The sequence below is a fragment of the Bacteroides propionicigenes genome, from assembly GCF_018390535.1.
GTDB lineage: Bacteria > Bacteroidota > Bacteroidia > Bacteroidales > Bacteroidaceae > Bacteroides > Bacteroides propionicigenes.
Window position 1 is genome coordinate 21,866 of the sequence record NZ_JAHBBW010000017.1, and the last position, 25,106, is coordinate 46,971.

The window sequence follows — 25,106 nt, forward strand, 5'->3', positions numbered from 1 at the left end:
ACAAACTCTACAGACAATATGAAAAAAGTAATCTACCTTATATTATTAGCGACATTGCCGGGATTTAAATCCCAGGCGCAGTCCACCGTTGTATACAAAGACCAAGTACGCATCGAGAAAGAGTCCGTGACTCGTGGCAACGACAACCGTCTTACCATATCCATGGACATCATTATGCAGGAAAACATGAAGATTTCCTCCAACCGTGCCGCCACGCTCACCCCGATACTGGAACACGACGGACAGAGTAAACTACTTCCTCCGGTGGTGGTTTACGGACGGCGACGCGCGCTGGTGCAGGAACGCAATAACACAGTACCCCAAAACGCCTATGCCCTTATCCGCCGGAAACGCCACACCGAGCAACGGGTCAACTATTTGGTACAGATACCCTACGAGCGTTGGATGAAAAACGCCAATCTTGTAATGGATGCCGACCTTTGCGGTTGCCGGGACTTGGTGGAAGCCGAAAGTCTGGATCCCATCACCACGCTGAACCTCACCCCCGCCAAAGTACAACCCGCCATTGCTTACATCACCCCAAAAGCGGAACCCGTGAAACGTCGTGCACTGGAAGGACGTGCCTTCCTGGACTACCCTGTGAACCAAACCATCATCTATCCCACCTACCGTAACAACAAAGTGGAATTGGAAAAAATACGCAGTACCATCGACACGGTCCGCTCCGACCGCAACATCGTCGTTACCGGCATCCGTATCGACGGATATGCTTCGCCCGAAGGCAGTTATGCCAACAATACCCGGCTGGCCCGAGGACGTACCCAAACTTTGCTGAACCATGTGCGGAGACACTACGACTTCCCCGACAAACAATTGTCCATGACTTCCACCCCCGAGGACTGGGCGGGCTTCCGCAAGTTCATTGAGAAGTCTTCCTTAGCGCAGAAGGATGAAATTCTGCAAATCATCGACCTCAAAGAAGACGACATGGATGCCAAAGAGCAACGTATCGCCCGCTTCGTAGGCGGCGAAAACTATCGTTTCCTATTAAGAGAATGTTATCCCGCCTTGCGTCATTCCGACTATATCATCTCCTATGAAGTACGCGGATTCGACGTGGACGAAACGCGTGAGATTATCAAAACCCGTCCGCAACAGCTGAGCCTGCAAGAGCTCTATAACTTGGCGCAGACCTGCGAACCGGGCAGTGAAGAATTCAACCATACTTTCCGGGTGGCAGTACTCATGTTCCCGGATGACGCTACCGCCAATCTCAATGCCGCAGCTATGGAACTGCAACGTGGCGGTGACCTTACGGCAGCCAAAAAGTATCTGGCTAAAGCCAATCCGAATCTGGCTGAAACAATCAACAATTTAGGGGTGGTGGCCATGCTGGAAGGCGATCCGGATACCGCCAAGCAATACTTCGACAAAGCCAAAGAAGCCGGACTGGCCGAAAAAGCCGACATTAATCTGGCAGAACTGGCAAAACTCAACTACTGATAGCACCCCTTTAACTTGAGGTTGAGGTCAAAATGTAAAAGTCCTATCAGTCTGTCATTCAGAGGAGCTTGCGACGAAGAATCTCCTCTCTTATGTATGCAGAGAAGAGATTCTTCACTACGTTCAGAATGACAGACTGATAGGACTTTTACATTTTGACACAACCTCATTTTTTTATTCCTACTGAAACGGATATGATATACATCAAACCGGATTATGATGTACATCATACAAGATTCCGATGTGCATCCTATCAGAATCTAATGTACACCATATCCGGTTCTCATTTCTTTCTCACACCGGCATTGAAAACACCACCCCCTGCAGCGGGCGAGCAATTGTGAATTATTCATCGTTGATTAAAATACCCACCCCGAAAAAACGGTTTTATTTTTTACAAAAACACCCTCTTTATTTGACCAGAACGCCAACGGGCACCAAATGTATTTGCGGCTATATTTGTAATACCCCAAAAGGAAAAACAAAACAATTGAAATAATAGAGTATATAACAAACAAAACCCGGACAATATCGAAAAAATAAAGAGACCACCACACGGAAGCCCTTGTTCTTATCAGATAAGACACTTCCATCCTACCACACCAATCCGGCAGAGACCCGCTCTCCATGAATTGCTCCACATTATTATATATAAGTAATAATGTTCCCTCAGCAGAAGCCCGTAAATGCAAGGCTTCACAAGATAAAGACAAAGCATATAATTATCCAACTAAAAACTTATAGATTATGAAACTCAGAAGTTTATTTTTAGCGACACTGGCTGCAATGGCAATGATATCTTGCAGCAACGAGAACGACCCGATTGCAGACGGCGGCAACAATGCAGAAAAGAATGCGGTAATGCAATTCCGCTTTTCCTATCAGCCCTCCGGTGCAGCAACCAGAGCAACAGAAGCCGGGCTTGCCAAAGAGCAAACCTTCAGCCAGGCATTATTATTCGTGGCTTATACGAATGGCACAGACAAAGCCATAGCCAAAACGATAGCCAGAGATGAATTTGCTCCGGTATCATCAGAAGCAAACCCAAGCAGTGACGGTAAATACTACCAATCCACTCCGTTTGAAGTAGTTGCCGGCGAAGTCAAAGCATACGTCATCATGAATCCGGATGCAGCCGCATTAGCATTAATAGGCACTATCAATAATCAGGTTATGGCACCGGCAGCCGTAGAAGCAAAATTGAAGGAACTGACAAGCAGTGTTGTTCCTGACGCTGAGAACTCATTCATTATGTACGGTGAGACTCCGGCTGTAGCAAACTTAATAGAAAAGCAGACTACTACCGTAACCGTTACCGTAACCCGTATTGCCGCCAAACTGAAGGAAGAAACCGCTACCGCATCATGGGATGTTACCAAGCCTGCAACCAATGACAATGCCCTCGATAAAACAGTAAAAGTAAACTTCAAGGGTTACGCATTCACCAACCTTACCAGTGCTTCCAACATTGTTGAGCAAAGCGATAAGAAAGTCACTGAATTTATTGAAACATCTGTATTTACAGGTGAATTTAAAGCATTTGAATATCTCCCGATGAACGCTGTTGCAGACGACGCTCAAATCACTTACTGTTTTGAGAACTACAATGCAGACGTAAATCCGGCTAACGGCACAGGCATTACCTCTATCCTTTACAAAGCCCAGATTGTTGCTGACGGCATCAACGACACCGAAGCTGTCAAGGATGCCAATGTATATGTTTGGAACAATACCGTATATTCATTCGCAGGATTAAAAGAAGCTTTCGGCACAGGATTAAAATTAACCGATGATAGCAGCATTGCCGAGTTTGGCGGAATCAATATCTACAAATACGAAGGTGGTATGTGCTATTACAGACAGCCTATCTATACCGGAGCAGCAGGCAATAACGTTATCGTACGCAACAATGTTTATAAACTTGCGATTAACAGTGTAAGCAAGCTCGGTTTCCCCACTATTATTCCGGCGGCAGACAAGACCATGATGAAGTTGGATTTGATTATTGAGGAATGGACAGTCAACGACAATTCATTTGACCTCTAATTAAAGGAACTCTCTCTTATAATATATTCATAACCTTAATCCTTAAGAAACCGGTAGAAAGAAAGGGGTGGAATCCCCGCCCCTCTCTTTCTTTCCTCTGAAGATTGATACCAAACAAAACATTCTCTATCAAAGCCTTAAAAACAGAAAGCATGAAACGATTATTCACTACCATACAGAAATCAGCAAGAAGCATACTGCAACTTACAGTATTGGCTGGTGCAATGGCATCCTGCGACTCAATCCTGGATTACGACAAAGGCGATTGCAGCATCGAATACCAAGTAAAGTTCAAGTATGACTACAACATGAAGAAGGTGGACGCCTTCTCCAAAGAAGTGAAGACCGTGACGCTCTATGCTTTCAATGAAGACGGAACACTCGCTTACCAGAAAACGGAAGAAGGCGAGCGTCTCGCCTCCGGGGAGTATGCCATGACAGTAGACATGGAACCCGGCAATTACGACCTCATCACCTGGGCGGGACTGGACGACCAATCGTTCGCCGTACCCCTGCTCACCCCCGGCGTCTCCACCCGTGAAGACCTCACCGTACTGACACGCCGCAACATAGACAACACCCGCGCCGAAGGCGAAGAAGGCGAATACATCGTGAAACGTGCACTGCCGTCTTTGTTCCACGACCGGATAGCCAACGTTACTTTCCCCGAACAAATAACCGCCACCACCCGCGCACGCCGGCAAGTGGTAACCACCATGGATCTCGTAAAGAATACCAATACCATACGCATCGTCATAGCCCAAGTGAACAGCACCGACAAGCCCGTGACCCGCGCCATCAACAAGAGCCGCTTCAACTATGCCATCTACGATGACAACGGCCACATGAACTATGACAACTCCCTGCTGAATGACAACCTGCTGACCTACGAACCGTACGTCACCGAAGACTCCAGCATCAAAACCCGAGCCCTCAGTACCGACGGCTCCACCGAAACCGAATATCCCGCCGCCGTTGCCGAGATAAGCGTCGCCCGCCTGCTCACCACCCAGAATCCCCGACTCAAGATTGTGGACACCGAGACCGGCGAAGAACTGCTTCCAAGCAACAAGCTCATCGGCTACTTAGCCCTTCTGAAAGAGCAAGGCTTCATAGATATGCCCCTTTCCGAATACTTGGACCGCGAAGACAGTTTCGGGATGATATTTTTTGTAGACGGAAACCTGAGAATGATTAAGACCGTTATCCAAATTAACGACTGGATAGTACAGATTAACAACTTTGACCTCTAAAACAAACAGACAATGAAAACCTGGTTATACTACATAGCAGCACTCTTCCTGCTCCAGATGCAGCTTGCGTCTTGTGCAGACGACCAACTGGTGGACAATCCTGCCAACGGGCAGACCGGTCTTAGTTTAGTACTCAGCATCCCTACGGACAACGGTACAACCCGCGGGCTTATCTACGGTCCCGACGAAGCGGCGCACTCCGAATATGAGACTGCCATCAAAGACATATACGCACTGGCTTTCAGTGCAAACGGAACCTGTATCGAGAAGTTCGACAATTCACTGAGCAATGCCGGCACATTCATCGCCACCATCAACAAAACAGAGGCCGTAAACACGGAAATCACCGTATTGATACTGGCCAACCTGCAAGAACAGGAGAACGGTTCCGACCTCATAAGCATCGTGAACTCCGCAGAAGGCAGAGACAAGAGCAACATCCTTCAAGACTTGGAATACGGATTCTCTTCTGCTTGGGACGTCAGCCGGCGTTCCATCCCCATGTGGGGTGAAATCACCATCGCCACCCAAGAGGGTAAGATTGTGAGCGGTGATGTAAGATTGTACAGAGCCGTATCCAAAATCAACGTAACGGTGAACAAAGGACAAGGCGTAAAAGCCGAAGACCAAACAGACATCTTCAAGTTGAAGAGCGTACGCGTGTACTACGCACGCACCGGCGGACTGGCAGGCTCATTACACGCACCGCAACCCAACAGCGAAGGTTCGCCCACCATCATTGCGCCTTCCATACCGACAAACGTATCTTATATGCCGCGATACAAAGACGGCCGGCCCAACGGAATAGTATTCAACGCCGATGCCGATTACAGCATTGAAAACAAGATATACGTACCCGAATCGGACAACACCGGCGAAGAACCGATGTGCCTCGTAGTAGGCGGTTACTATAAGGGCAGCGCTGCGGAGACTTACTACCGTGTGGATTTCAAAGAGAAGAACACAGGCAGCACCTACTACAACGCTATCCGCAACCACATCTACAACTTCGACATCACAGGCGTGACACGTCCCGGCACGGACGAACCGGACGAAGCGCTGGACCATGTAGTGGTAGGCATGGAAGTGACAATCACCGCATGGACTACCGAATTTATGCGTGGCATAGGCGGGCAGTACACACTGAAAGTAGATGCGGGCGGCGTGCTTATGGCAGCCAACAACCAAAGCGGAAACAGAATAAACGTAACCACCACCCATAACAACGGTTGGGATATAGAAACCGGCTCGCAAGCAGGCAGCTGGTACACCGTAGCCAAGACGGCAGACGGCAACGGAGTGCTCATTACTCCTCATGAGAACAAAGGCGGGCAACGCCGCGGCAGTTTCGTCATCACCTCCGGAAACCTGCGCAAAGTAATCATGGTACGCCAAAAAGGTAAAGGAACAGCCAATTGCTACGTCGTATCGGACGACGGCACACACATCTGGCAAGACCTGCCCGTAACCGTAAAAGGAAATGGCGAGGACGGCATGATATCCGATGGCAAACCCTTGGCTGACCAAGAGCCCAACATAGCCCCTGCCGATGTGAAGATTATATGGGAAACCGCTACCGGACTGGTGAAACTGGAAACGAAAAACGGAAAAACCAAGATTAGCGAAGATGGCATCGTAAGATACCAAATAGACCTCAGCAAGCGGAACAGCAACATAGCCGGCAGCAACCAACCCAATCTGAAAGGCGGAAACGCCCTGATAGGTGCATTCGACGCAAATGGCGTATTGCTATGGTCATGGCATCTGTGGATATGTCCGGATATGGATAATAACGGAAACGGTATCGTTGATGCCGGAGAAATAGCTTCCCATCTTGAATTATGGAGTACCGGCTACACCTTTATGGATCGTAACTTGGGAGCACTCAGCCCCAAACCGGGACTTGCCTCTTTGGGATTGCTCTATCAATGGGGGCGCAAAGACCCGTTCATCGGAGCAGGTGCGATAGCTGAGAATGCAAGCAGAATGACGACTTCCAATCTTAACGGATTCCCATGGGGGAGTAGAACCTCCATGTCCGTAGAAGATGCCCAAAAAGCACCTACCACATTAAGCGGAAGCGCACTCACCGGTACAGATTATGCCCTCTTGTGGGGAACGGATAAAGGCTTTGATTCAAATGGTGAAAGAGATGCGGGAAACAAGACTATCTATGACCCGTGCCCGGTAGGATACAGAGTGCCGCCGGTAGGTTCAGTGGTGTTTAAATCCGGAAGGTCCAGTAGCGAAAATACAAACTGGGATAAAAATAATGTATATTGGCCGAACAATGTCAACAACAAAAGCCCCAATTACATAAATCCATCTAATACAGACTCGTACGGTTTTTGGGTCAGCTTAGGCACTGGTAATGGAGGTGCTAAACCAACAGGAGTGCCAACTTACTATTATAGGTATTGGGGGGAATATTATGGTCAAAAGAATAATGCGGAATCAATATCCGGAGCCACTTGGCTGCCAATATCCGGTGTATACGACGGCAACATGAATAAATTTGCACACATTGACAATCAATATAGTATAACAGTCAACAGTATTGTATGGACCAATTCTTCCATCAATGCGAATGGTACCACCCGCCCGGGAGCCTTATTCTTGCATGGAGCGGAAGATACAAGTAAACCGAACAGCAGCAGTGGCAATGGACGCCATATACACAGATTGATAGAAAGCAGTAACAATTTGTACGCCAAGCCAAGCTACGCAGGCTCTGTACGCTGCATAAAGGATGAGAAATCGAGCATACAGAACGCCATCAAGGTTCCCGAATCCATCACCTTAGGAAATTATGCAGGAGCAACAATAACTGCAACCTTGGTATCTATCACAGAAACATGGGAAGTCATAGACCCGGGAGCATCTTGGTTCACCATGACACCGGACGAAGGCGGAACAGGAAGTGCGCAGACCATTACTTTCACCGCAGCCGAAAGAAATACAGGCGGAGCGCGCTCGGCAGTCTTGGTTATCAGATTCAGTGACGGAACGGAAAAGAGCATTACAGTAACTCAGCAACGCGGCTGATAAGGATAAATGGAACAAACTAAAAACAATAAGAACTATGAAGCATTTACGAAAAATAATATACAGTCTGCTCTTCATCGCCGGATTTGCCTCTTGTGTGACAGACGACATCGGAGATTGCTCTACCGCCGAAACAGCAAATGCACAAGTCATGCTTAGTTTGTCTGTCCCCAGCGCCCGGCTGCCTGAAGCTACACGAGCCATCGGCAATGATGAGACTATCAACTCTCTGCACTTGCTGGCATTTGAAAATGGTACGCTGGCCGAAATAACGGACATTACAAGCAAGTATCAGAATGCAAGTGAAGGAAAATTCTACGTTGCAGTGAAAGAAAGTACCGGACAAGTCGGCCTGGCACTGGTAGCCAATACAGACGTATCGGCACTGAGTACAGGAATGGCAAAAGACGCCGCCCTGCAAAGCCTCATCTTTACCGCAGCCGACCTGACCTATATGCCCATGTACGGCGAAACCCAAGAGTTCGACGGCATCAGCCGGAACCGCACTTACGACGTCAAGGTCAATCTGCTCCGCTCACTCGCCAAAGTAGAAGTGCAATACAACTCCACGCAGAGCAAGAGTGAATTTGAGTTCTTGGAGATTGAAGTGCTGAACACCCGCGCGCAAGGCTACGTAGCCGGTCAAGGCATTCCTGCGACCTCTCCTATCGTTGGCAGCATCAAGGTATCCCCTACCGTGAACAGCAGTGAACCCAATCGGCAGGAAATAGCTTCCGCTTATGTGGCGGAAACCGTGAACGACGCTTCGAACAAGATTTCGGTACTGATTCGCGGCAAATACTACGGTGCGGAAGGTTACTACCGGCTGGACATGATTAAAGCCGAACAGACTGATGAGATAGACCGGCTGACACGCAACTACAAATATGTATTTGCCTTGCAGAACGTAAATTATGCCGGAAGAACACGTCAGGCAGCCCTGAGCGGCGAAGCGGACAACCGGGCATTCAATTCCGTTGTCATGACACTCAGTGCAGACGAAAGCGACATTCTGGACATCACCACCGACGACCGGTTTTTCCTCGGTGTAAACTCCGCCACCATGCAGCTTGCCGACAACGGAAGAATCTGCTTTGCCAAACTGAAGATTCTTACCAACAACTACTCCGAAGGCTGGAAGATAGTGGACGCTCCGGCAGGCGTTACGTTCAGCCCCGGCACTACAGGTGGAAAAGCGACCTCCGATGCCGACAGAAAAGTGTCGAGCGTATGGATATACATTGATACCGGAGTAGTGACGTCGGACTTTGACTTCTACGTGACCAGCGGGAAAATCAGAAAGACCATTACCGTAAGGTTGCCTTAATAACAACATAAGAAACAAATTCTCTTAAAACCAAATTATTATGAATATGCAGTACATCTTATCCCGCGAATCAGAAGACACGCAACGAATGTATATCTACGAAGAAGAAGGGCGTTGGTATGCCTATGGACGCTCCGCAGAAATCATAAAGCAACTGCAGAAAGGCTATGTGAAAGCCAAGCAATTTGTAAACAATACGTGCGAACGGGTGGAAGTGGACTTCAAGAAAGTGATAGAGAAGTTCAACATCATTCTTTGTTCGGATAGGGAGATTACACTGCAAATGCCTTGACCGGAAAAATAATGTCTTGAAAAAGATAGAAGAAAAATAATATCTTTTCTGAAAAAGATATTGTTTGTTTTGTTTGTATTCCTCACTCCACTTACAGGCCGTCTGCGAAGATAGCGGTAAGTGGGTGGGGATTTATTGTGGGAAGGAACCGTATATGAGCGGGGACGAATGGTTATAAAAGAAAAAAAGGAAGCTTTTCACAAAGCCTCCTTTTTCAGTTTTCAATAGGTATTAGTTTTTTTTTAAGGTAAAAAGATTGTTTTCAGGATAACGTTGCAAAGATAGCCGCTTTTCGAGATACTAACCAAATTAAAAAACATGTCATATAACATCTTTTCTAAAAATCTTTTGATTTTATTATCATTTCAAAGCACTTTTCTACATCTGCAATCGTTTTCAGTGGACAAATATAGGGTTATTTTCCATTAAACACTAAAAATATCCTAAAAAGTTATCTACTTCTTATCATCCGGATAGTTTTCGTCCGTACGCCCGCTGTGTTTCAGTACTTTTGCATCAATAAAGAATACAAGCTCTTCGGCGATATTCGTAATGTGGTCGCCGGAACGCTCCAGTTTGCGGAATACGCTAACCAGATTCAGACAAGAAAGTGCACTATCGGGGTGCTTGCCGATATAACCGGCAAGAGCCGCAGTGGCATTCGCATTGATTTCGTCCAACAGGTTATCTTTGGCGAATACGGCTGTCGCCATTTCCTGACTTTCCTCCTGAAGGGCTTTCTTGGCAAGTTCGAGCATGGACAACACTTGGTTTATCATTTCCTCCAAACGCAATTCCTTTACCAGTTCGCCATCCAGCACCGGTTCCTTGCAATTGATGGCAAAGCGGGCTATCCCCTCGGCAAAGTCGCCCAGACGTTCCAAGTTCGTATTGATTTTGAGCATGGCAAGCACAAAACGCAAGTCGATGGCAACAGGATTATAAAGAGCGATGATATCTTCTATGTCACTGTCTATTTTGAGTTCAAAGGCATTAACGCGACGTTCGCGCACCAATACTTGTTGTGCCAATTCGCGGTCTAAGGTCAGTACGGCTTCTCCTGCACGGTCAAGCTGATTATACACTAAGGTCCACATTTCGTCTATTTCCTTTTTCAGCAAGACGAGCTCTGATTCGATAAACTTTACCATAATATTCCTTCTATTTAAAAATTATCAATTACATATCATATAAATTATTCCAACCGGGGAAACTGTTTGTACCAACGTAGGAAACTACTCGTACCAACGTGCGAAACTGCTTGTACCAACGTAGGAAACTGCTTGTACCAACGTGCGAAACTGCTTGTACCAACGCACGGAACACGCCGCTATCCGAAACGTCCCGTTATGTAGTTCTGTGTCTCCACCTTATCGGGGTTGGTGAAAATCTTTTTAGTATCACCGAACTCCACCATTTCGCCCATATAGAAGAAAGCCGTACTATCGCTTACGCGGGCTGCCTGCTGCATATTATGGGTAACGATTACAATGGTATATTGCTTCTTCAGTTCGTGAATGAGCTCCTCTACCTTAGCCGTCGAAATGGGGTCGAGGGCAGATGCCGGCTCATCCATCAGCAAGACGGACGGAGACACTGCCATAGCACGTGCTATGCAAAGGCGCTGTTGCTGCCCGCCGGAAAGGGCGTAGGCGGATACTTTGAGCTTGTCTTTCACCTCATCCCAAAGGGCAGCCCCCTTCAGGCTCTCCTCCACCCGCCGGCGGATAAACGCACTGTCGGTAACACCGTTTACACGCAATCCGTAAGCCACGTTCTCAAAGATGCTTTTCGGAAAAGGATTGGGACGCTGAAATACCATACCTACATTTTTGCGGAGTTCGTCCACCTGTACACCTTTCTTATATATATCTTGCCCGTCGATAAGGATTTCCCCCGTCAGGCGAGTGTCGGGTATCAAATCGTTCATACGGTTCAGCAAGCGGAGAAAAGTGGATTTGCCGCAACCGGAAGGACCGATAAAAGCCACAACCGATTTCTCTGCAATATCCATGCTGATACCTTTCAGTGCATGGAAGTTGCCATACCAGAAATTTACATCACGCGTTTCTATTTTATTCATCATGCCATTCATGATTTTATTTATTTAGTTCGTTTTGATTTTCTTCTCGAAGTATTTCCGCAAAGCGTTTGCCAGAAGATTCACCAAGAGAATGATGATTATCAGCACCAAAGCCGTTCCGTAAGCAATGGGCAACTGGGCTTCCATATCCGTACCGCTGGTAGAGATGACATACAGATGATAGGGCAACGCCATACACTGGTCGAATATGCTGCCGGGCAGTTGCGGCAGGAAATAGGCGGCGCAGGTAAAGAGAATAGGCGCAGTCTCTCCTGACACGCGTCCCAAAGCAAGAATCAGGCCGGTGATAATATTGGGCATTCCCATCGGAAGAATTACGTGCCAAATGGTTTGCAGCTTGGTGGCTCCTAAGGCGCGGCTACCCTCGCGCAAGCTGTCGGGTATCGCTTTCAAAGCCTCTTCGGTGGTGCGAATCACCAAAGGCAGGCTCAACAGTCCCAATGTGAGCGAACCCGCCAGAATGCTGTCGCCAAAATCCATATAGTTGACAAACAACGCCATACCGAAAAGTCCGAATACAATGGAAGGGATGCCGCTCAAATTATTCGTCATGACACGGATGAAACGTACAATCCATCCCTTAGACGCATATTCGTTCATATAGATGCCGCTCATCACCCCCACCGGAAAAGCGAACAACGCACTACCTGCCATCAGGCAAAAAGTACCGACAATGGCAGGCAGGATACCGCCTGAAGTCATACCGTCCGCAGGTGCGCTCGTCAGGAATTCCCAATTGATGACTCCTATACCTTTATATATAATGAAACCGAGAATGGCGAAGAGGATTCCTACCACACTCAGGCTCAGCAAACGGAACAGTCCGAATGCAATGTTTTGCGAAAGATGTTTTCTGCTTATCATATCCTTTTTACTTTCTTTTGCCCGAAGATACAGCTTCTACCGTAAAGTTTATCAACAAGCTGATGAAAAATAATACAACTCCCAAGAGGAACAACGCCTCGTAATGCGCTCCGCCCGCCGGCGCTTCACCCAGTTCGGCGGCAATGGTGGCGGGAATCGTGCGCAAAGGTTCCAAAATGGTATGGGGAATTACAGCGGCATTTCCCGTCACCATCAGCACCGCCATGGTTTCACCGACTGCACGGCCGATGCCTAAAACAACTCCGGACGTAATGCCCGATATGGAATAAGGTATCACTACCTTATAAATGGTCTGCCACTGTGAAGCCCCAAGCGCCAGACTCGCCTCGCGCATGGCACGCGGACAGTTGCGCATGGCATCCTCCGTCACCGTAATAATGGTGGGCAACGCCATAATGGCAAGCACAATGCTTCCCGCCAATCCGCTTTCGCCGACAGGCAAGTCGAATACCTTCTGCAAGAAAGGCACTATTACAATCAACCCGAAAAAGCCGTAGACCACGGAAGGGATACCGCTCAACAGTTCTATCACCGGCTTCATCATGTTCCGTATCTTATGGTTCGCCACCTCGGACATATAAACCGCCACCGCCAGTCCGAACGGCAAGGCTATGAGGATTGCGAAAAGACTTACCCACAACGTACCCGTTATCAACGGCAAAAAGCCGAACTGCGGAGCCGGTGTCGCCGTAGGAAACCACTCGGCTCCCGCAAAGACATCCTTCAGCGAAATGGTATTGTCCTGCAGCAAATGAACGGAGTCGGGGCGGACAATGAACTGTTGCGGCACAAACGCCACGATGCCCGGCGTACGTTCCACCAAATCCGTAATGCAAGCTCCTGCATTCTCATAAGACGCTCCCAACTGTTCTTCCGTATAGTACTGTGTAACATCCTCCAAACGAAAAAGCCGGATAGGGAGATTCTCCCCACCGACTTCCCGCCAGTTTGTTATCTCTTCATCAAACAAATCTTTTATCTGAACCGGAGTAAGTTCATTTACCTTATTGTCTTTATTTAATGCCAATACGTATCCTTCTTCGATTACCCGGCTATTGAACAGCCCCACCGCTTCGGAAAAGAGGAATAAGACGATAAGCACAATCGTAAGACTTGTTACAAAGCCGCTACAAGCCAATATGCCCTCTACTATCTTTTCAAAAACTTTTTTCATATTGCCTATTTTTTCTGCGTACAAAGAAACGGGGTAGATATTAAGGCAGTGTGACTATCGTTTGAAAGAAATGTTTCAAACATATTACAAACGTGTTACAACGAACAAGAACCCGGTGTATGTAACAATATTGTAATATGCGTTGTTTTAATTTGCAGCAAGATAAAAAAAGCAACAATTATGATGAAGCATTTATTTCCGACTATCCTCGTGCTGGCACTTGCCGCCACCGACGTTCAAGGCCAGCGCATCAAAGGCAGCGACACCGTTCTCCCCATCGCGCAACAAACAGCCGAACGCTTTATGACATTGAATCCCAATGCACGCGTCACCGTCACCGGCGGCGGAACCGGAGTAGGCATTTCCGCCCTGCTGGATAAGACGACTGATATAGCAATGGCTTCCAGAAGCATCAAATTCAGTGAGAAAATGAAAGCGAAAGCCGCCGGTGAGGAACTGGTGGAAGTACCCATAGCCTACGATGCACTGGCGGTTGTAGTACATCCCTCCAACCCGATAGAACAACTCACCCGCAAGCAGCTGGAAGATATTTTCCGTGGCAAAATCACCAACTGGAAGCAAGTAGGCGGAGACGACCGAAAGATAGTGGTCTACTCGCGCGAAACCTCTTCGGGCACATACGAATTCTTTAAGGAAAGCGTACTGAAAAACAAGAATTATATGAGCAGCAGCCTTTCTATGCCTGCCACCGGAGCCATCATACAGTCTGTCAGCCAAACGCGCGGAGCTATCGGATATGTAGGACTCGCCTACGTATCTCCCCGCATCAAGACCCTTGCCGTATCGTACGATGATAAGCACTTTGCCACTCCCACGCTGGAAAACGCCATCAATAAAACCTATCCCATCGTGCGTCCGCTATACTATTATTACAATAAGAAAAACGCCGGTCTCACAGATCCGCTTTTACAGTTCGTATTGTCGCCCACTGGTCAAGAAATTATCAAAAAGAGCGGATACATTCCTGTAAATGAATAATGAAGAATGAAGAACGAAGAATAAGGGGTGAGAAATTCTTCATTCTTCATTATTCATTCTTCATTATTTTGCGCTATCTTTGCGCCACTATACGAATAACAATAGCATTATGGCAGAAATTAAGAGGGAAGAAACAAGCGAAAAGAAGAGCCTGAACTTCATTGAACAAATAGTAGAGAACGATTTGAAAGAAGGTAAAAATGACGGAAAAGTACAGACACGCTTCCCGCCGGAACCTAACGGTTACCTTCACATCGGACATGCCAAGGCCATTTGCCTGGACTTTGGCATCGCTGCCGCGCATGGCGGTATCTGCAACCTGCGTTTCGATGACACCAACCCTACCAAAGAAGATGTGGAGTACGTAGAAGCCATCAAGGAAGATATTCAATGGTTGGGCTACCGGTGGGGTAACGAATACTATGCCTCCGACTATTTCCAACAGTTGTGGGACTTCGCCATCCGCCTCATCAAAGAAGGCAAAGCCTATATCGACGAACAGACATCCGAACAGATTGCCGCTCAAAAGGGTACGCCTACCCAGCCCGGTGTGGAAAGCCCATATCGCAACCGCCCCATTGAAGAGACTCTCGACTTGTTCCAAAAAATGAACACCGGAGAGATTGAAGAAGGCGCCATGGTGCTCCGTGCCAAGATTGACATGGCAAGCCCCAATATGCACTTCCGCGACCCTATCATCTATCGTGTAGTGAAACATCCGCACCACCGTACAGGCACTACATGGAAGGCTTACCCGATGTACGACTTCGCTCACGGACAGAGTGACTACTTTGAAGGTGTGACCCACTCTCTGTGCACGCTGGAGTTTGTCCCCCACCGTCCCTTGTACGACCTCTTCGTAGACTGGGTCAAAGAAGGAAAGGATTTGAACGACCACCGTCCTCATCAGTACGAATTCAATAAGCTCAATCTGAGCTATACGCTCATGAGCAAGCGCAACCTGCTGACTTTGGTAAAAGAAGGCCTTGTCAACGGTTGGGATGATCCCCGTATGCCGACTATCTGCGGTTTCCGCCGTCGCGGTTACTCACCGGAGTCCATTCATAAGTTCATTGATAAAATCGGTTACACCACTTATGACGCCCTCAACGAATTTGCGTTGCTGGAAAGCGCCGTACGCGAAGACCTGAACGCCCGTGCCACCCGTATATCCGCCGTACTGAATCCGGTGAAGCTCATCATCACCAACTATCCGGAAGGGCAGGTTGAGGAAATGGAAGCTGTCAACAACCCGGAACGTCCGGAAGAAGGCAGCCACAACATTGAGTTCAGCCGTGAGTTGTGGATAGAACGCGACGACTTCATGGAAGATGCTCCGAAGAAATACTTCCGCATGACACCCGGACAGGAAGTCCGCCTCAAGAGCGCATACATCGTGAAGTGTACCGGTTGCAAGAAAAATGATGCCGGAGAAATCACAGAAGTATACTGCGAATATGATCCCGACAGCAAAAGCGGCATGCCCGGAGCAAGCCGTAAAGTAAAAGGCACAATTCACTGGGTGAGCTGCGCACACTGCCTGCAAGCCGAAGTCCGCCTGTACGACCGTTTGTGGAAAGTGGAAAATCCGCGTGACGAGTTGGCCGCTATTCGTGAAGAAAAGAACTGCGACGCACTGACAGCCATGAAGGAGATGATAAATCCGGATTCTCTGAACGTATTGCCATGCTGCTATATCGAAAAATATGCCGCCGGTATGAAGCCCCTCTCCTACTTGCAGTTCCAGCGCATCGGTTACTTCAATGTAGACCGCGACTCTACACCGGAGAAAATGGTATTCAACCGCACGGTAGGTTTGAAAGATACTTGGGGTAAAATCAACAAATAAGTGAATAAGTATAATCAGCTTATACCATCTGTCATTCAGAGCGTAGCGAAGAATCTGCTCTCTTGATGTACACGCGGAGAAGAGATTCTTCGCTACGCTCTGAATGACAGATACTCTTGATATAAATTAAATTGCAACACTTACTTAAATATATAAGGAGTTAAAAGAATTAATGAGTAAAAAGAACCTGCTGTCCGGAAGAGACAAGGAGTTACAAGAACTTGCAGAACAATATGAGGCTGCGAAAGCTGACAACAAACCTATCTATCTGGACGCAGACGATTTAGCCGACCTCGCTGACTGGTATGCCATGCGTGGAAAAGACGAACAAGCTGTCGAAGTCGTAGAATACGGTCTAAACATACATCCCGACAGTACTCCTCTATTGGTGGAGCAAGCCTATCTCCTCATAGATGCGCAGGACAGGGATAAAGCCAAGCAGATTATAGACCGAATCTCCGAAGATTATTCTTCGGAAGTAAAGGTGCTCAAAGCAAATATCCTTCTGGGTGAAGGTAAAACAGAGGAAGCCGAACAACTTCTCGACACCATAGAGGATAAAGAGGATTTGGCCAATATTGTAGATGTAGCCTATATGTATATCGATATGGGCTATCCGGACAAAGCGCTGTCATGGCTGGACACCGGATTGGAAAGGTATGCCGAAGAAGAAGCGTTTCTTGCCGCCACAGCCGACTGTTTTCATGCGCAAGGATTGAACGAGAAAGCCGAGACGTTCTATAATAAACTGATAGATAAAAATCCTTATTCAGCCCCTTATTGGTTCGGGTTGGCACGCTGCTATTTCGAGCAACAGCAATTTGATAAGGCTATCGAGGCCTGCGATTATGCAACCGTGGCAGATGAAGAGTTTGCCGATGCCTATATAATGAAAGGCCATGCTTTCTATCAGCTGGGCAACGAAGAGAGTGCACTGGAAAACTACACTTTAGCCGAGAAATACAAGGCTATCAATCCCGAGTTCCTTCAGATGTTCATCGGGCTGAACGAGATATCCAAAGGACATTGGGCAGAAGGATACCAACATATTGAACTGGCCATACAAAGTAAAGATGCCGATTCTATGGTGCTGCCTTCTCTGTATGCACACGCTGCGTTGTGTCTCTACAAATTAGGAAAGAAGCGCAAAGCCGCTCAGTATTTCAAGAAATCCCACGAAATAGATCCGGAAGATATAGACCCGTATCTGATTGAAGGGCGTATGTATATGGAAGACGGCGATATTGACAAAGCCGTAAAGAAATGGGCCCTGGCTTTGGAGTATGCACCGTATGCCGATACTTGGAATGAAATTGGCATATATAGTTTGGAACTCGGGCAATTGAGTTATGCCCGACTGGCTTTTGAACACGTCAGCGAGTTAGATCCCCTGTTTGAGAACATCAACGAAAAGCTGGCCGCCCTGTATTTATTGCTTAAGGATAAAGAAAATTTCCAGAAATACAACCAACTCTGCAAACGTCCGTTCCAATTGGAAGATTTAAAGGAAATAGAGAAACTGCTGGAAAGTGAAGAACAAAAGGATTTGGCTAAAGCTATGAAGAATATCCTGAATGCACTACAATAAAAATGTAAACAAACCATTAATCACAAGTATAGAATATGGAATCATCAGCAGAGCTCATTAAATGGGTATTAGAGAATCTGAATTATTGGGTAGTCACTATCTTCATGACTATTGAAAGCTCGTTTATCCCATTCCCCTCGGAAGTCATAGTGCCACCGGCTGCATGGAAAGCAATGACCGATGACAGTATGAACATTTTTCTTGTCGTTATTTTCGCAACAATCGGTGCAGACCTCGGCGCACTTATCAATTATTACCTTGCACGCTGGTTAGGACGTCCCATCGTCTATAAATTTGCCAATAGCCGCTTCGGCCATATGTGCCTTATTGATGAAGAGAAAGTGCACCACGCCGAAGAGTATTTTAGAAAGCATGGCGCTGCATCCACATTCTTCGGACGTCTCATTCCCGCAGTACGGCAGCTCATCAGTATTCCGGCAGGACTGGCAGGCATGAAGTTAGGGCCATTCTTGCTTTATACCACACTGGGCGCCGGGATATGGAATACAATACTGGCTCTGCTGGGTTATTTTATATATCGGTTTACAGACATAAAGACCACCAATGATGTCTATGTATTAGCAACGAAATACAGCCATGAAATCGGTTATGTTATTATAGCGGTGGCAGTATTGATTATAGGTTTCCTCATCTATAAAGGAGTAAAACAGAAAAAGCGGTAAAGTAAGCCTTTTGGGCTTACTTTACCGCTGCAATTGCTTTATCATAATCCGGTTCTTGCGTAATTTCCGGAACAAGTTCTGTATAGGCAATCTTTCCATCCTTGCCGACAACTATCACTGCACGGGCCAACAAACCGCTCAATGGTCCGTCTGCCATACGTACACCATAGTTTTCATCGAAATCCGAGAAACGGAAATCGGACAATGGAATTACATTCTCAATACCTTCCGTCGTACAAAAACGTGCATGCGCAAAAGGCAAATCCTTTGAAATAGCCAATACTACCGTATCCGGCAAACCGGCAGCCAATTTATTGAATTTGCGCACGGAAGTAGCGCATACGCCGGTATCCAAACTTGGGAAAATATTAAGGATTACATTCTTGCCATTCAGCTCTTTCAATGCGAAAGAAGACAAATCAGTTTTTACTAACTCGAAATCCGGAGCAACTGCTCCCACTTTTATAAACTCACCGATCACTTTCACCGGTTGTCCTTTAAATTTTGTTGTAGCCATAGTTTTATCAATTTATATGGTATAGTAACAAACAGACCGCATAAAAAGTTCAATAAAACTTTTCAATCCGCAGATTGTTATCTCCCCAACGAACTTGTAATAATCATTTTTAAATTAAGATTCACATGAAAACAATTTTTGATGAACTGAAGCAGGAGGTAAAGAACTGGTGGATTTCACTTATTCTCGGTATCTTGTATGTTGTAGTGGCTTTAAGTTTAATGTTCTCTCCCTTTAGCGGATATGAGGCATTAAGTATCTTATTCAGTGTTTCTATGCTGGTTAGCGGTCTGTTGGAAATTTCCTTTGCGGTAAGTAACCGCCAAAGAGTATCCAGTTGGGGATGGTATCTCGCAGGAGGTATCATTGATATGATTTTAGGATTCTATCTGATAGCCTATCCGCTATTGAGTATGGAAGTCATCCCGTTTATCATTGCCTTCTGGCTGATGTTTAGGGGATTTTCATCGGCAGGTTACGCCATGGACCTAAAAAGGTATGGAACAAAGGATTGGGGCTGGTATATCGCATTCGGCATTCTTGCCATTATATGCTCGCTTATTATTCTGTGGCAGCCGGCAGTAGGGGCTATCTATGCAGTCTATATGATTTCATTTGCATTCCTCATTATAGGATTCTTCCGCATCATGCTGTCCTTTGAGCTAAGGAACTTGCACAAGCGGGGAATTCAAAACACATAATCCACAACAGATTACACAGATTTATGCAGACCATATATTCAGCACTATCATCAGTAGTCCTTAAATCGGTCTGTGGCAATCTGTGCAATCTGCGGTGGATTACAGTATATTCCGGTCAGGCAACTACCGACTTACCTTTTATGTTGCAAGAAGCGGAACATAGTTGTTCTGGACACTCCCATTTGCCGGGCGAGTTCAGAACAGGATGTTCCTCTTCTCCGCTTCTTCAACAATTCTCTCTTATTCTCGGCAAGTATTCTCATTTTGGGCATATATCCCTTTTTACGCCCCAACCGTTTTCCTTCCTGTTTTCTACGGGCTAATGCCTCCTTAGTCCGCATCGAAATCAAATTACGTTCAATCTCAGCCATCAAACCGAATGCAAATCCCAAGACTTTACTATTGATATCATTCTGAAACACATACCCCTCCTTCGTACTATACAATATCACTTCCTTTTTTATGCACGAATTAAGGATTGTCATAATTTCAAGTAATGTACGGCTCAGCCTTGATATTTCCGTAACAATTAAAGAATCGCCGGGGCGCATTTTGTCCAAAAGCCCTGATAATTTACGTTCTTTACTACTTACACTCCCACTAACTGTTTCTGTGTACCACTTGTCAATACTCATACCGTTTCTCTCTGCGAAACGTGTAATTTCCTCTCTCTGGTTTTCCAAAAATTGCTTTTCTGTACTTACTCTTAAATAAGCTACTACTGCCATAAATTTTGTTGTTTTTTTATTGGTTTAACGTCGCCAAAGAACGGTTATTCCAATAAAATTGCCAACGTATCAATACATATCCTTTACAAAAGGATTGTAAAAGGAACAATAGAGTAAAAAAAACTCCCGGCTGTATTCAGCAACCGAGAGTTCCTTTAAAATTTCAAAATTAAATGAGAGATATCATCTTTCAATCAAACTCAATCAACGTGCAATGCTCCAGAATGTCAAGAAAATTATCTTGAAATATTCTTTCAGAGAATGATTGTTGATATACTTCATATTATACTTAATTTTATCAGGCATTATCAACTCTACATAAGCTTTATCCGCATCATCCGCTTGTCCCAATATCGTATTCTCATCAACATATTCTATCGAAGCATAATCCGTTATTCCCGGTCGCACAGACAATACCTCACGTTGTTCTTCCGTATAGAGGTCAACATACTTGCGTACCTCAGGACGTGGCCCTACCAGGCTCATATCTCCTTTCAGAACATTAAATAGTTGAGGTAACTCATCCAGCTTATACTTCCGTATAAAGTAACCGATACGGGTTATTCGCGAGTCCCTGCCTCCTACAGTAATCAATCCTTGTTTATCAGCCCCTATACGCATTGAACGAAACTTATAAACATAGAAGTCCTCTCCATAGCGTCCTACACGTAATTGACGATAGAACCCTCCTCCTCTACTTTCCAAACAGATTGATAGATAAAGAATAAGAAAAACCGGAGACAACAGAAGTATTCCCAAAAAAGAAAAAAGAATATCAAAAAAACGAATCATAGCCTTGCAATCGTGTCACTCTACTATTTTGCCACCTGCCACTTTATGATATGCCGCTTTCACTGTATCCACGATAAAAGCCAGCTTTTCTTCGTTCAGTTGCGGATATATGGGTAAAGAGATTTCTCCCTTAAAGTTTTCGTAAGCTTGAGGATAATTCTTTATATCATATCCCAAAGAATTAAAGAATGATAACATAGGCATCGGGATAAAATGTACATTCACAGCCACTTCGTTTTTGGCTATTTCGTCAATCATCCGGTCACGCTGTTCTTCTGCAAAACCTTTGATACGCAAGGCATAGATATGATAAGAACTCTCTTTCTCCCCTTCTATCGAAGGCGGAACAATAGCCCAATCACAGTTTGCAAAAGCTTTGGTATATGTATTGAATACTCTTTTTCTTTCTTCCAACAGCTTCGGATATTCTCGTATCTGCGCAAGCCCAATAGCTGCATTCACATCAGCCATATTGATTTTCATACCCAAGCCTACAATATCATAACGCCAGCCACCGGCTTTTGATTTGGAAAAAGCATCCTTAGTCTGGCAATTCAGACTCATCATACGAAGTTCTTTATATAACTCTCCATTATCAAAAGGTACAGGTAAGTTCAAACATATAGCACCACCTTCGGCAGTCGTCACATTCTTTACGGCATGAAGAGAGAAAATAGCAATATCCGTTTCACAGCCGGTACGCTGATTCCTACTGTAATATGCCCCCAATGAATGAGCCGCATCATTCATTACAAGGATGCGTCCCAGCTTTTCTTGTACCGGGCTCTCAGCCTTAAATATCCCTTGTACTTCAGGTGTGCTTACCAACTGCATAATGTTATCGTAGTCACAAGGAAAACCTGCAATATCCACAGGAATAATCGCTTTTGTATGTGGAGTAATCGCTTTGCGAACAGCATCCACCGAGATATTGAAATCTGTACCCGAATCTACCATTACAGGCTTGGCGCCTGCATGCAACACAGCTAATGCCGTAGCACTATATGTATAAGCCGGAACTATAACTTCATCACCCGCTTTTACTCCCAGCCAACGAAGCATCATAATGGCTCCCGAAGTCCAGGAATTGACACAAAGTACTTCTTTTGCACCGGAGAAAGACTTGATTTCTTCTTCTAGAGCTTTTACTTTAGGCCCGGAGGTTATCCAACCGGAGCGCAAGGAATCAACCACTTCATTGATGACAGTGTCATCAATGTAAGGAGGAGAAAATGGTATTTTCATGATTAATAAGTTTATATTACTGGAATAATAAAATTCCGTTTATGAAACTTGGTATCATAAACAGAATAAGATAAGCACAAATCACTTATCCATATGGCAGGAAACATTGTGTACATCATACGAAAGCGGACAATATTTTTTTACATAGAATATTTTTTTGCAAGCATTGCCCACTACATTCGCCAATGTCCAAAAAGTAGCATTTATTGGATTCATATCTTCAGCTACACGAAATAACGGATAATGAGCCCAAATACGCTTATTCAATGTTGGGGGAGTAATACTTCCTTTACGTCTGCGATAACAGCCCAAATTTTCTTTTAACAAATAACATGGAGTTTTTTTTATCACTTTTAACCACATAGCTGTATCATTATTCTTCTGTACATTTTTAATCTGAATAAGCCCTATTCTCTCAGCATCATACATTACAGATAGGCACCCGGGCCAACAACAAGCAAACATATCAAGAGCATTCACTTTTCTAAGTCCGCTCACATATACCCCAAGTTCCTTTCCTTCTTCTGTTATCTCCGTATATTCATGATAAGTGAACGCATAATCATTCTCCACCATAAACTTCAACTGTCTCTCTAACTTCTCTGGTAACCACACATCATCGCTATCCAAAAAGGCAATCCAACGCCCCTTAGCTCTTCTCAATGCATTATTACGAGTAATAGCTGCACCACTATTCTGTAGATTACATTCATATTTAATGCGGATATCTCTATCGACTATCGGAGCTATCACTTTATCCGTTCCATCCGTAGAGCAATCATCCTGAATGAGAAGTTCCCAGTTAGTATATGTTTGAGCCTCTATGCTCTTAATTGTTTCACAAATAAATACTGCACAATTCCACGTAGGAGTAATGATTGAAACTAAACCGTAGTCTTCCATATACAAATTATCATAAAAAAATTAATGGCATCCAAAACCTATGAAAAACTATCTTACTTTCATTGATTATAACTATTCACCAATAGCAGTATACACAAATCCCTCCGTTTCAAGTTCTTCGCGATGGTAAATATTACGACCGTCCACTATGATATTTCCAGTCATAACTTTCTTCATCACATTCCACGAAGGTAAACGAAATTGTCGCCACTCAGTCATCAAAAGCATAGCATAAGCACCATCTACACAATCATAAATATTATCAGTATAAGTAACAATATCACCTATTCGACGCTTGCATTCCGTCATAGCAATAGGATCAAAAACACGAACCTTTGCACCTGCTTTCAACAATTTATCAATCACAACCAATGCCGGTGCTTCGCGCATATCATCCGTCTCGGGTTTAAAAGCCAAACCAAGTACTGCGATAATCTTACCCTGCAAGGTTTCACCTTTCGGCATCATCTTTTGCAATTTCTTAAATACAGTTTCTTTTTGACTTTCATTCACTTCTTCCACCGCTTCAATCACTCGCATACGATAACCATGATCTATACCAGTATGTACTAAGGCCTTTACATCTTTAGGAAAGCAAGAACCTCCATAGCCACAACCAGCATACAAGAACTTAGCCCCTATACGCGTATCTGTGCCTATTCCACGACGCACATTATGTACATTTGCTCCCACCAGTTCACACAGATTCGCAATATCATTCATAAATGAAATGCGAGTGGCCAACATAGCATTGGCTGCATACTTTGTCATCTCAGCACTGGGAATATCCATAAAAATCACACGAAAATTCTGAAGTAAGAAAGGCTGATAAAGTTTCGTCATTACCTCTTCAGCACGCTTACTTTCAGTACCTACAACCACACGATCCGGACTCATAAAATCTTTAATCGCAGCTCCCTCTTTCAAAAATTCAGGATTAGAAGCTACATCAAAAGGTATATTTATCCCACGCTTATCCAATTCCTCTTGAATAACAGCTTTTACTTTTTGTGCAGTACCTACCGGAACAGTAGATTTTGTTACTAAAATAGTATACTTATTAATATTTTGACCAAATTGTCGAGCTACAGCCAATACATATTTTAAATCAGCCGATCCATCTTCATCCGGTGGGGTACCGACAGCACTGAACACTATTTCTACCTCATCAAGTACAGAAGTTAGATCAGTAGTAAACCTTAATCGCCCATATCCTACATTACGTTTCACCAATTCTTCTAATCCTGGTTCATAAATAGGCATCTCTCCCGCTTGAAGTTTTTCTATCTTCTTTTGGTCTATATCGACACAAGTCACTTTTGCACCCATTTCTGCAAAACAGGTACCCGACACCAAGCCCACATAACCAGTGCCGACAATTGCTATATTCATATCTTATATATTGATAATATGTATAAAATCACAACATTTAGTTTATTAACTATTCTTATTCGCCTATCAATTAAAGATCTATATAATATTATCTTAATAGTATAAGTAAAAAGATATTT

General features: G+C 45.1%; 21 protein-coding genes. 11 read left to right on the forward strand and 10 right to left on the reverse strand.

Going from position 1 to position 25,106, the window contains the following annotated elements; all coding sequences use genetic code 11:
• Window positions 1–18 precede the first annotated feature (18 nt).
• The 6 genes from KG118_RS16015 to KG118_RS16040 all read left to right on the forward strand — a co-directional run bounded on the left by KG118_RS16015 (window position 19) and on the right by KG118_RS16040 (window position 9,427).
• A complete protein-coding gene (locus KG118_RS16015; protein ID WP_117713017.1) occupies window positions 19–1,464 on the forward strand; it encodes a DUF3868 domain-containing protein in 1,446 nt (481 codons plus the stop codon).
• Between the two features lie 747 nt (window positions 1,465–2,211).
• Window positions 2,212–3,510, forward strand: a complete 1,299-nt coding sequence (locus KG118_RS16020) for an Mfa1 family fimbria major subunit (protein WP_117713018.1) — start codon at window positions 2,212–2,214, stop codon at window positions 3,508–3,510.
• 152 nt (window positions 3,511–3,662) lie between these two features.
• On the forward strand, window positions 3,663–4,763 hold the full coding sequence (locus tag KG118_RS16025; RefSeq protein WP_117713019.1) for a FimB/Mfa2 family fimbrial subunit: 1,101 nt from the start codon (window positions 3,663–3,665) through the stop codon (window positions 4,761–4,763).
• A 12-nt stretch (window positions 4,764–4,775) separates the two neighbouring features.
• Window positions 4,776–7,808: a BACON domain-containing protein gene (locus KG118_RS16030; RefSeq protein ID WP_117713020.1), complete on the forward strand. Its 3,033-nt coding sequence runs from the start codon at window positions 4,776–4,778 to the stop codon at window positions 7,806–7,808.
• Between the two features lie 37 nt (window positions 7,809–7,845).
• A complete protein-coding gene (locus KG118_RS16035; RefSeq protein ID WP_117713021.1) occupies window positions 7,846–9,135 on the forward strand; it encodes a hypothetical protein in 1,290 nt (429 codons plus the stop codon).
• Window positions 9,136–9,175: 40 nt separating this feature from the next.
• A complete protein-coding gene (locus tag KG118_RS16040) occupies window positions 9,176–9,427 on the forward strand; it encodes a hypothetical protein (protein ID WP_117713022.1) in 252 nt (83 codons plus the stop codon).
• Window positions 9,428–9,882: 455 nt separating this feature from the next.
• On the opposite strand, the gene phoU is transcribed toward KG118_RS16040, so the two are convergent.
• The 4 genes from phoU to pstC form a co-directional block, all read right to left on the reverse strand.
• Window positions 9,883–10,578 (reverse strand): phosphate signaling complex protein PhoU, encoded by a 696-nt coding sequence (gene phoU, locus KG118_RS16045; protein ID WP_117713023.1) that lies wholly within the window; start codon window positions 10,576–10,578, stop codon window positions 9,883–9,885.
• Window positions 10,579–10,757: 179 nt separating this feature from the next.
• A complete protein-coding gene (gene pstB / locus KG118_RS16050; RefSeq protein WP_369834721.1) occupies window positions 10,758–11,513 on the reverse strand; it encodes a phosphate ABC transporter ATP-binding protein PstB in 756 nt (251 codons plus the stop codon).
• Between the two features lie 21 nt (window positions 11,514–11,534).
• A complete protein-coding gene (pstA, locus tag KG118_RS16055) occupies window positions 11,535–12,395 on the reverse strand; it encodes a phosphate ABC transporter permease PstA (protein ID WP_117713024.1) in 861 nt (286 codons plus the stop codon).
• Between the two features lie 7 nt (window positions 12,396–12,402).
• Window positions 12,403–13,590 carry a phosphate ABC transporter permease subunit PstC gene (gene pstC, locus KG118_RS16060; protein ID WP_117713025.1) on the reverse strand — a complete coding sequence of 396 codons (1,188 nt, stop codon included), beginning with the start codon at window positions 13,588–13,590 and terminating at the stop codon, window positions 12,403–12,405.
• A gap of 180 nt (window positions 13,591–13,770) precedes the next feature.
• Here pstC and KG118_RS16065 point away from each other — a divergent pair, with 180 nt between their 5' ends.
• From KG118_RS16065 to KG118_RS16080, 4 genes are all read left to right on the forward strand, one after another.
• Complete coding sequence (locus tag KG118_RS16065; RefSeq protein ID WP_199598842.1) at window positions 13,771–14,589, forward strand: PstS family phosphate ABC transporter substrate-binding protein; 819 nt, start codon at window positions 13,771–13,773, stop codon at window positions 14,587–14,589.
• A gap of 109 nt (window positions 14,590–14,698) precedes the next feature.
• Window positions 14,699–16,438, forward strand: coding sequence for a glutamine--tRNA ligase/YqeY domain fusion protein (locus KG118_RS16070; protein WP_117713026.1), 1,740 nt, complete (start codon window positions 14,699–14,701; stop codon window positions 16,436–16,438).
• Window positions 16,439–16,610: 172 nt separating this feature from the next.
• On the forward strand, window positions 16,611–18,026 hold the full coding sequence (locus tag KG118_RS16075; RefSeq protein ID WP_117713027.1) for a tetratricopeptide repeat protein: 1,416 nt from the start codon (window positions 16,611–16,613) through the stop codon (window positions 18,024–18,026).
• Window positions 18,027–18,061: 35 nt separating this feature from the next.
• Window positions 18,062–18,709 (forward strand): DedA family protein, encoded by a 648-nt coding sequence (locus KG118_RS16080; RefSeq protein ID WP_117713028.1) that lies wholly within the window; start codon window positions 18,062–18,064, stop codon window positions 18,707–18,709.
• A 16-nt stretch (window positions 18,710–18,725) separates the two neighbouring features.
• On the opposite strand, the gene tpx is transcribed toward KG118_RS16080, so the two are convergent.
• Window positions 18,726–19,226 carry a thiol peroxidase gene (tpx, locus tag KG118_RS16085; protein WP_117713029.1) on the reverse strand — a complete coding sequence of 167 codons (501 nt, stop codon included), beginning with the start codon at window positions 19,224–19,226 and terminating at the stop codon, window positions 18,726–18,728.
• Between the two features lie 125 nt (window positions 19,227–19,351).
• Between tpx and KG118_RS16090 the strand changes: the two genes are divergently transcribed.
• Window positions 19,352–19,927, forward strand: a complete 576-nt coding sequence (locus tag KG118_RS16090) for an HdeD family acid-resistance protein (protein ID WP_117713030.1) — start codon at window positions 19,352–19,354, stop codon at window positions 19,925–19,927.
• Between the two features lie 131 nt (window positions 19,928–20,058).
• Here the strand turns inward: KG118_RS16090 and KG118_RS16095 are convergent, their stop codons facing one another.
• The 5 genes from KG118_RS16095 to KG118_RS16115 form a co-directional block, all read right to left on the reverse strand.
• Window positions 20,059–20,655, reverse strand: coding sequence for a master DNA invertase Mpi family serine-type recombinase (locus KG118_RS16095; protein WP_117713031.1), 597 nt, complete (start codon window positions 20,653–20,655; stop codon window positions 20,059–20,061).
• A 204-nt stretch (window positions 20,656–20,859) separates the two neighbouring features.
• A complete protein-coding gene (locus KG118_RS16100) occupies window positions 20,860–21,447 on the reverse strand; it encodes a sugar transferase (RefSeq protein ID WP_117713032.1) in 588 nt (195 codons plus the stop codon).
• 15 nt (window positions 21,448–21,462) lie between these two features.
• Window positions 21,463–22,692: a DegT/DnrJ/EryC1/StrS family aminotransferase gene (locus tag KG118_RS16105; protein WP_117713033.1), complete on the reverse strand. Its 1,230-nt coding sequence runs from the start codon at window positions 22,690–22,692 to the stop codon at window positions 21,463–21,465.
• Window positions 22,693–22,773: 81 nt separating this feature from the next.
• Window positions 22,774–23,595, reverse strand: coding sequence for a glycosyltransferase family 2 protein (locus KG118_RS16110; RefSeq protein ID WP_117713034.1), 822 nt, complete (start codon window positions 23,593–23,595; stop codon window positions 22,774–22,776).
• Window positions 23,596–23,667: 72 nt separating this feature from the next.
• Window positions 23,668–24,987 carry a UDP-glucose dehydrogenase family protein gene (locus KG118_RS16115; RefSeq protein WP_117713035.1) on the reverse strand — a complete coding sequence of 440 codons (1,320 nt, stop codon included), beginning with the start codon at window positions 24,985–24,987 and terminating at the stop codon, window positions 23,668–23,670.
• Window positions 24,988–25,106 lie beyond the last annotated feature (119 nt).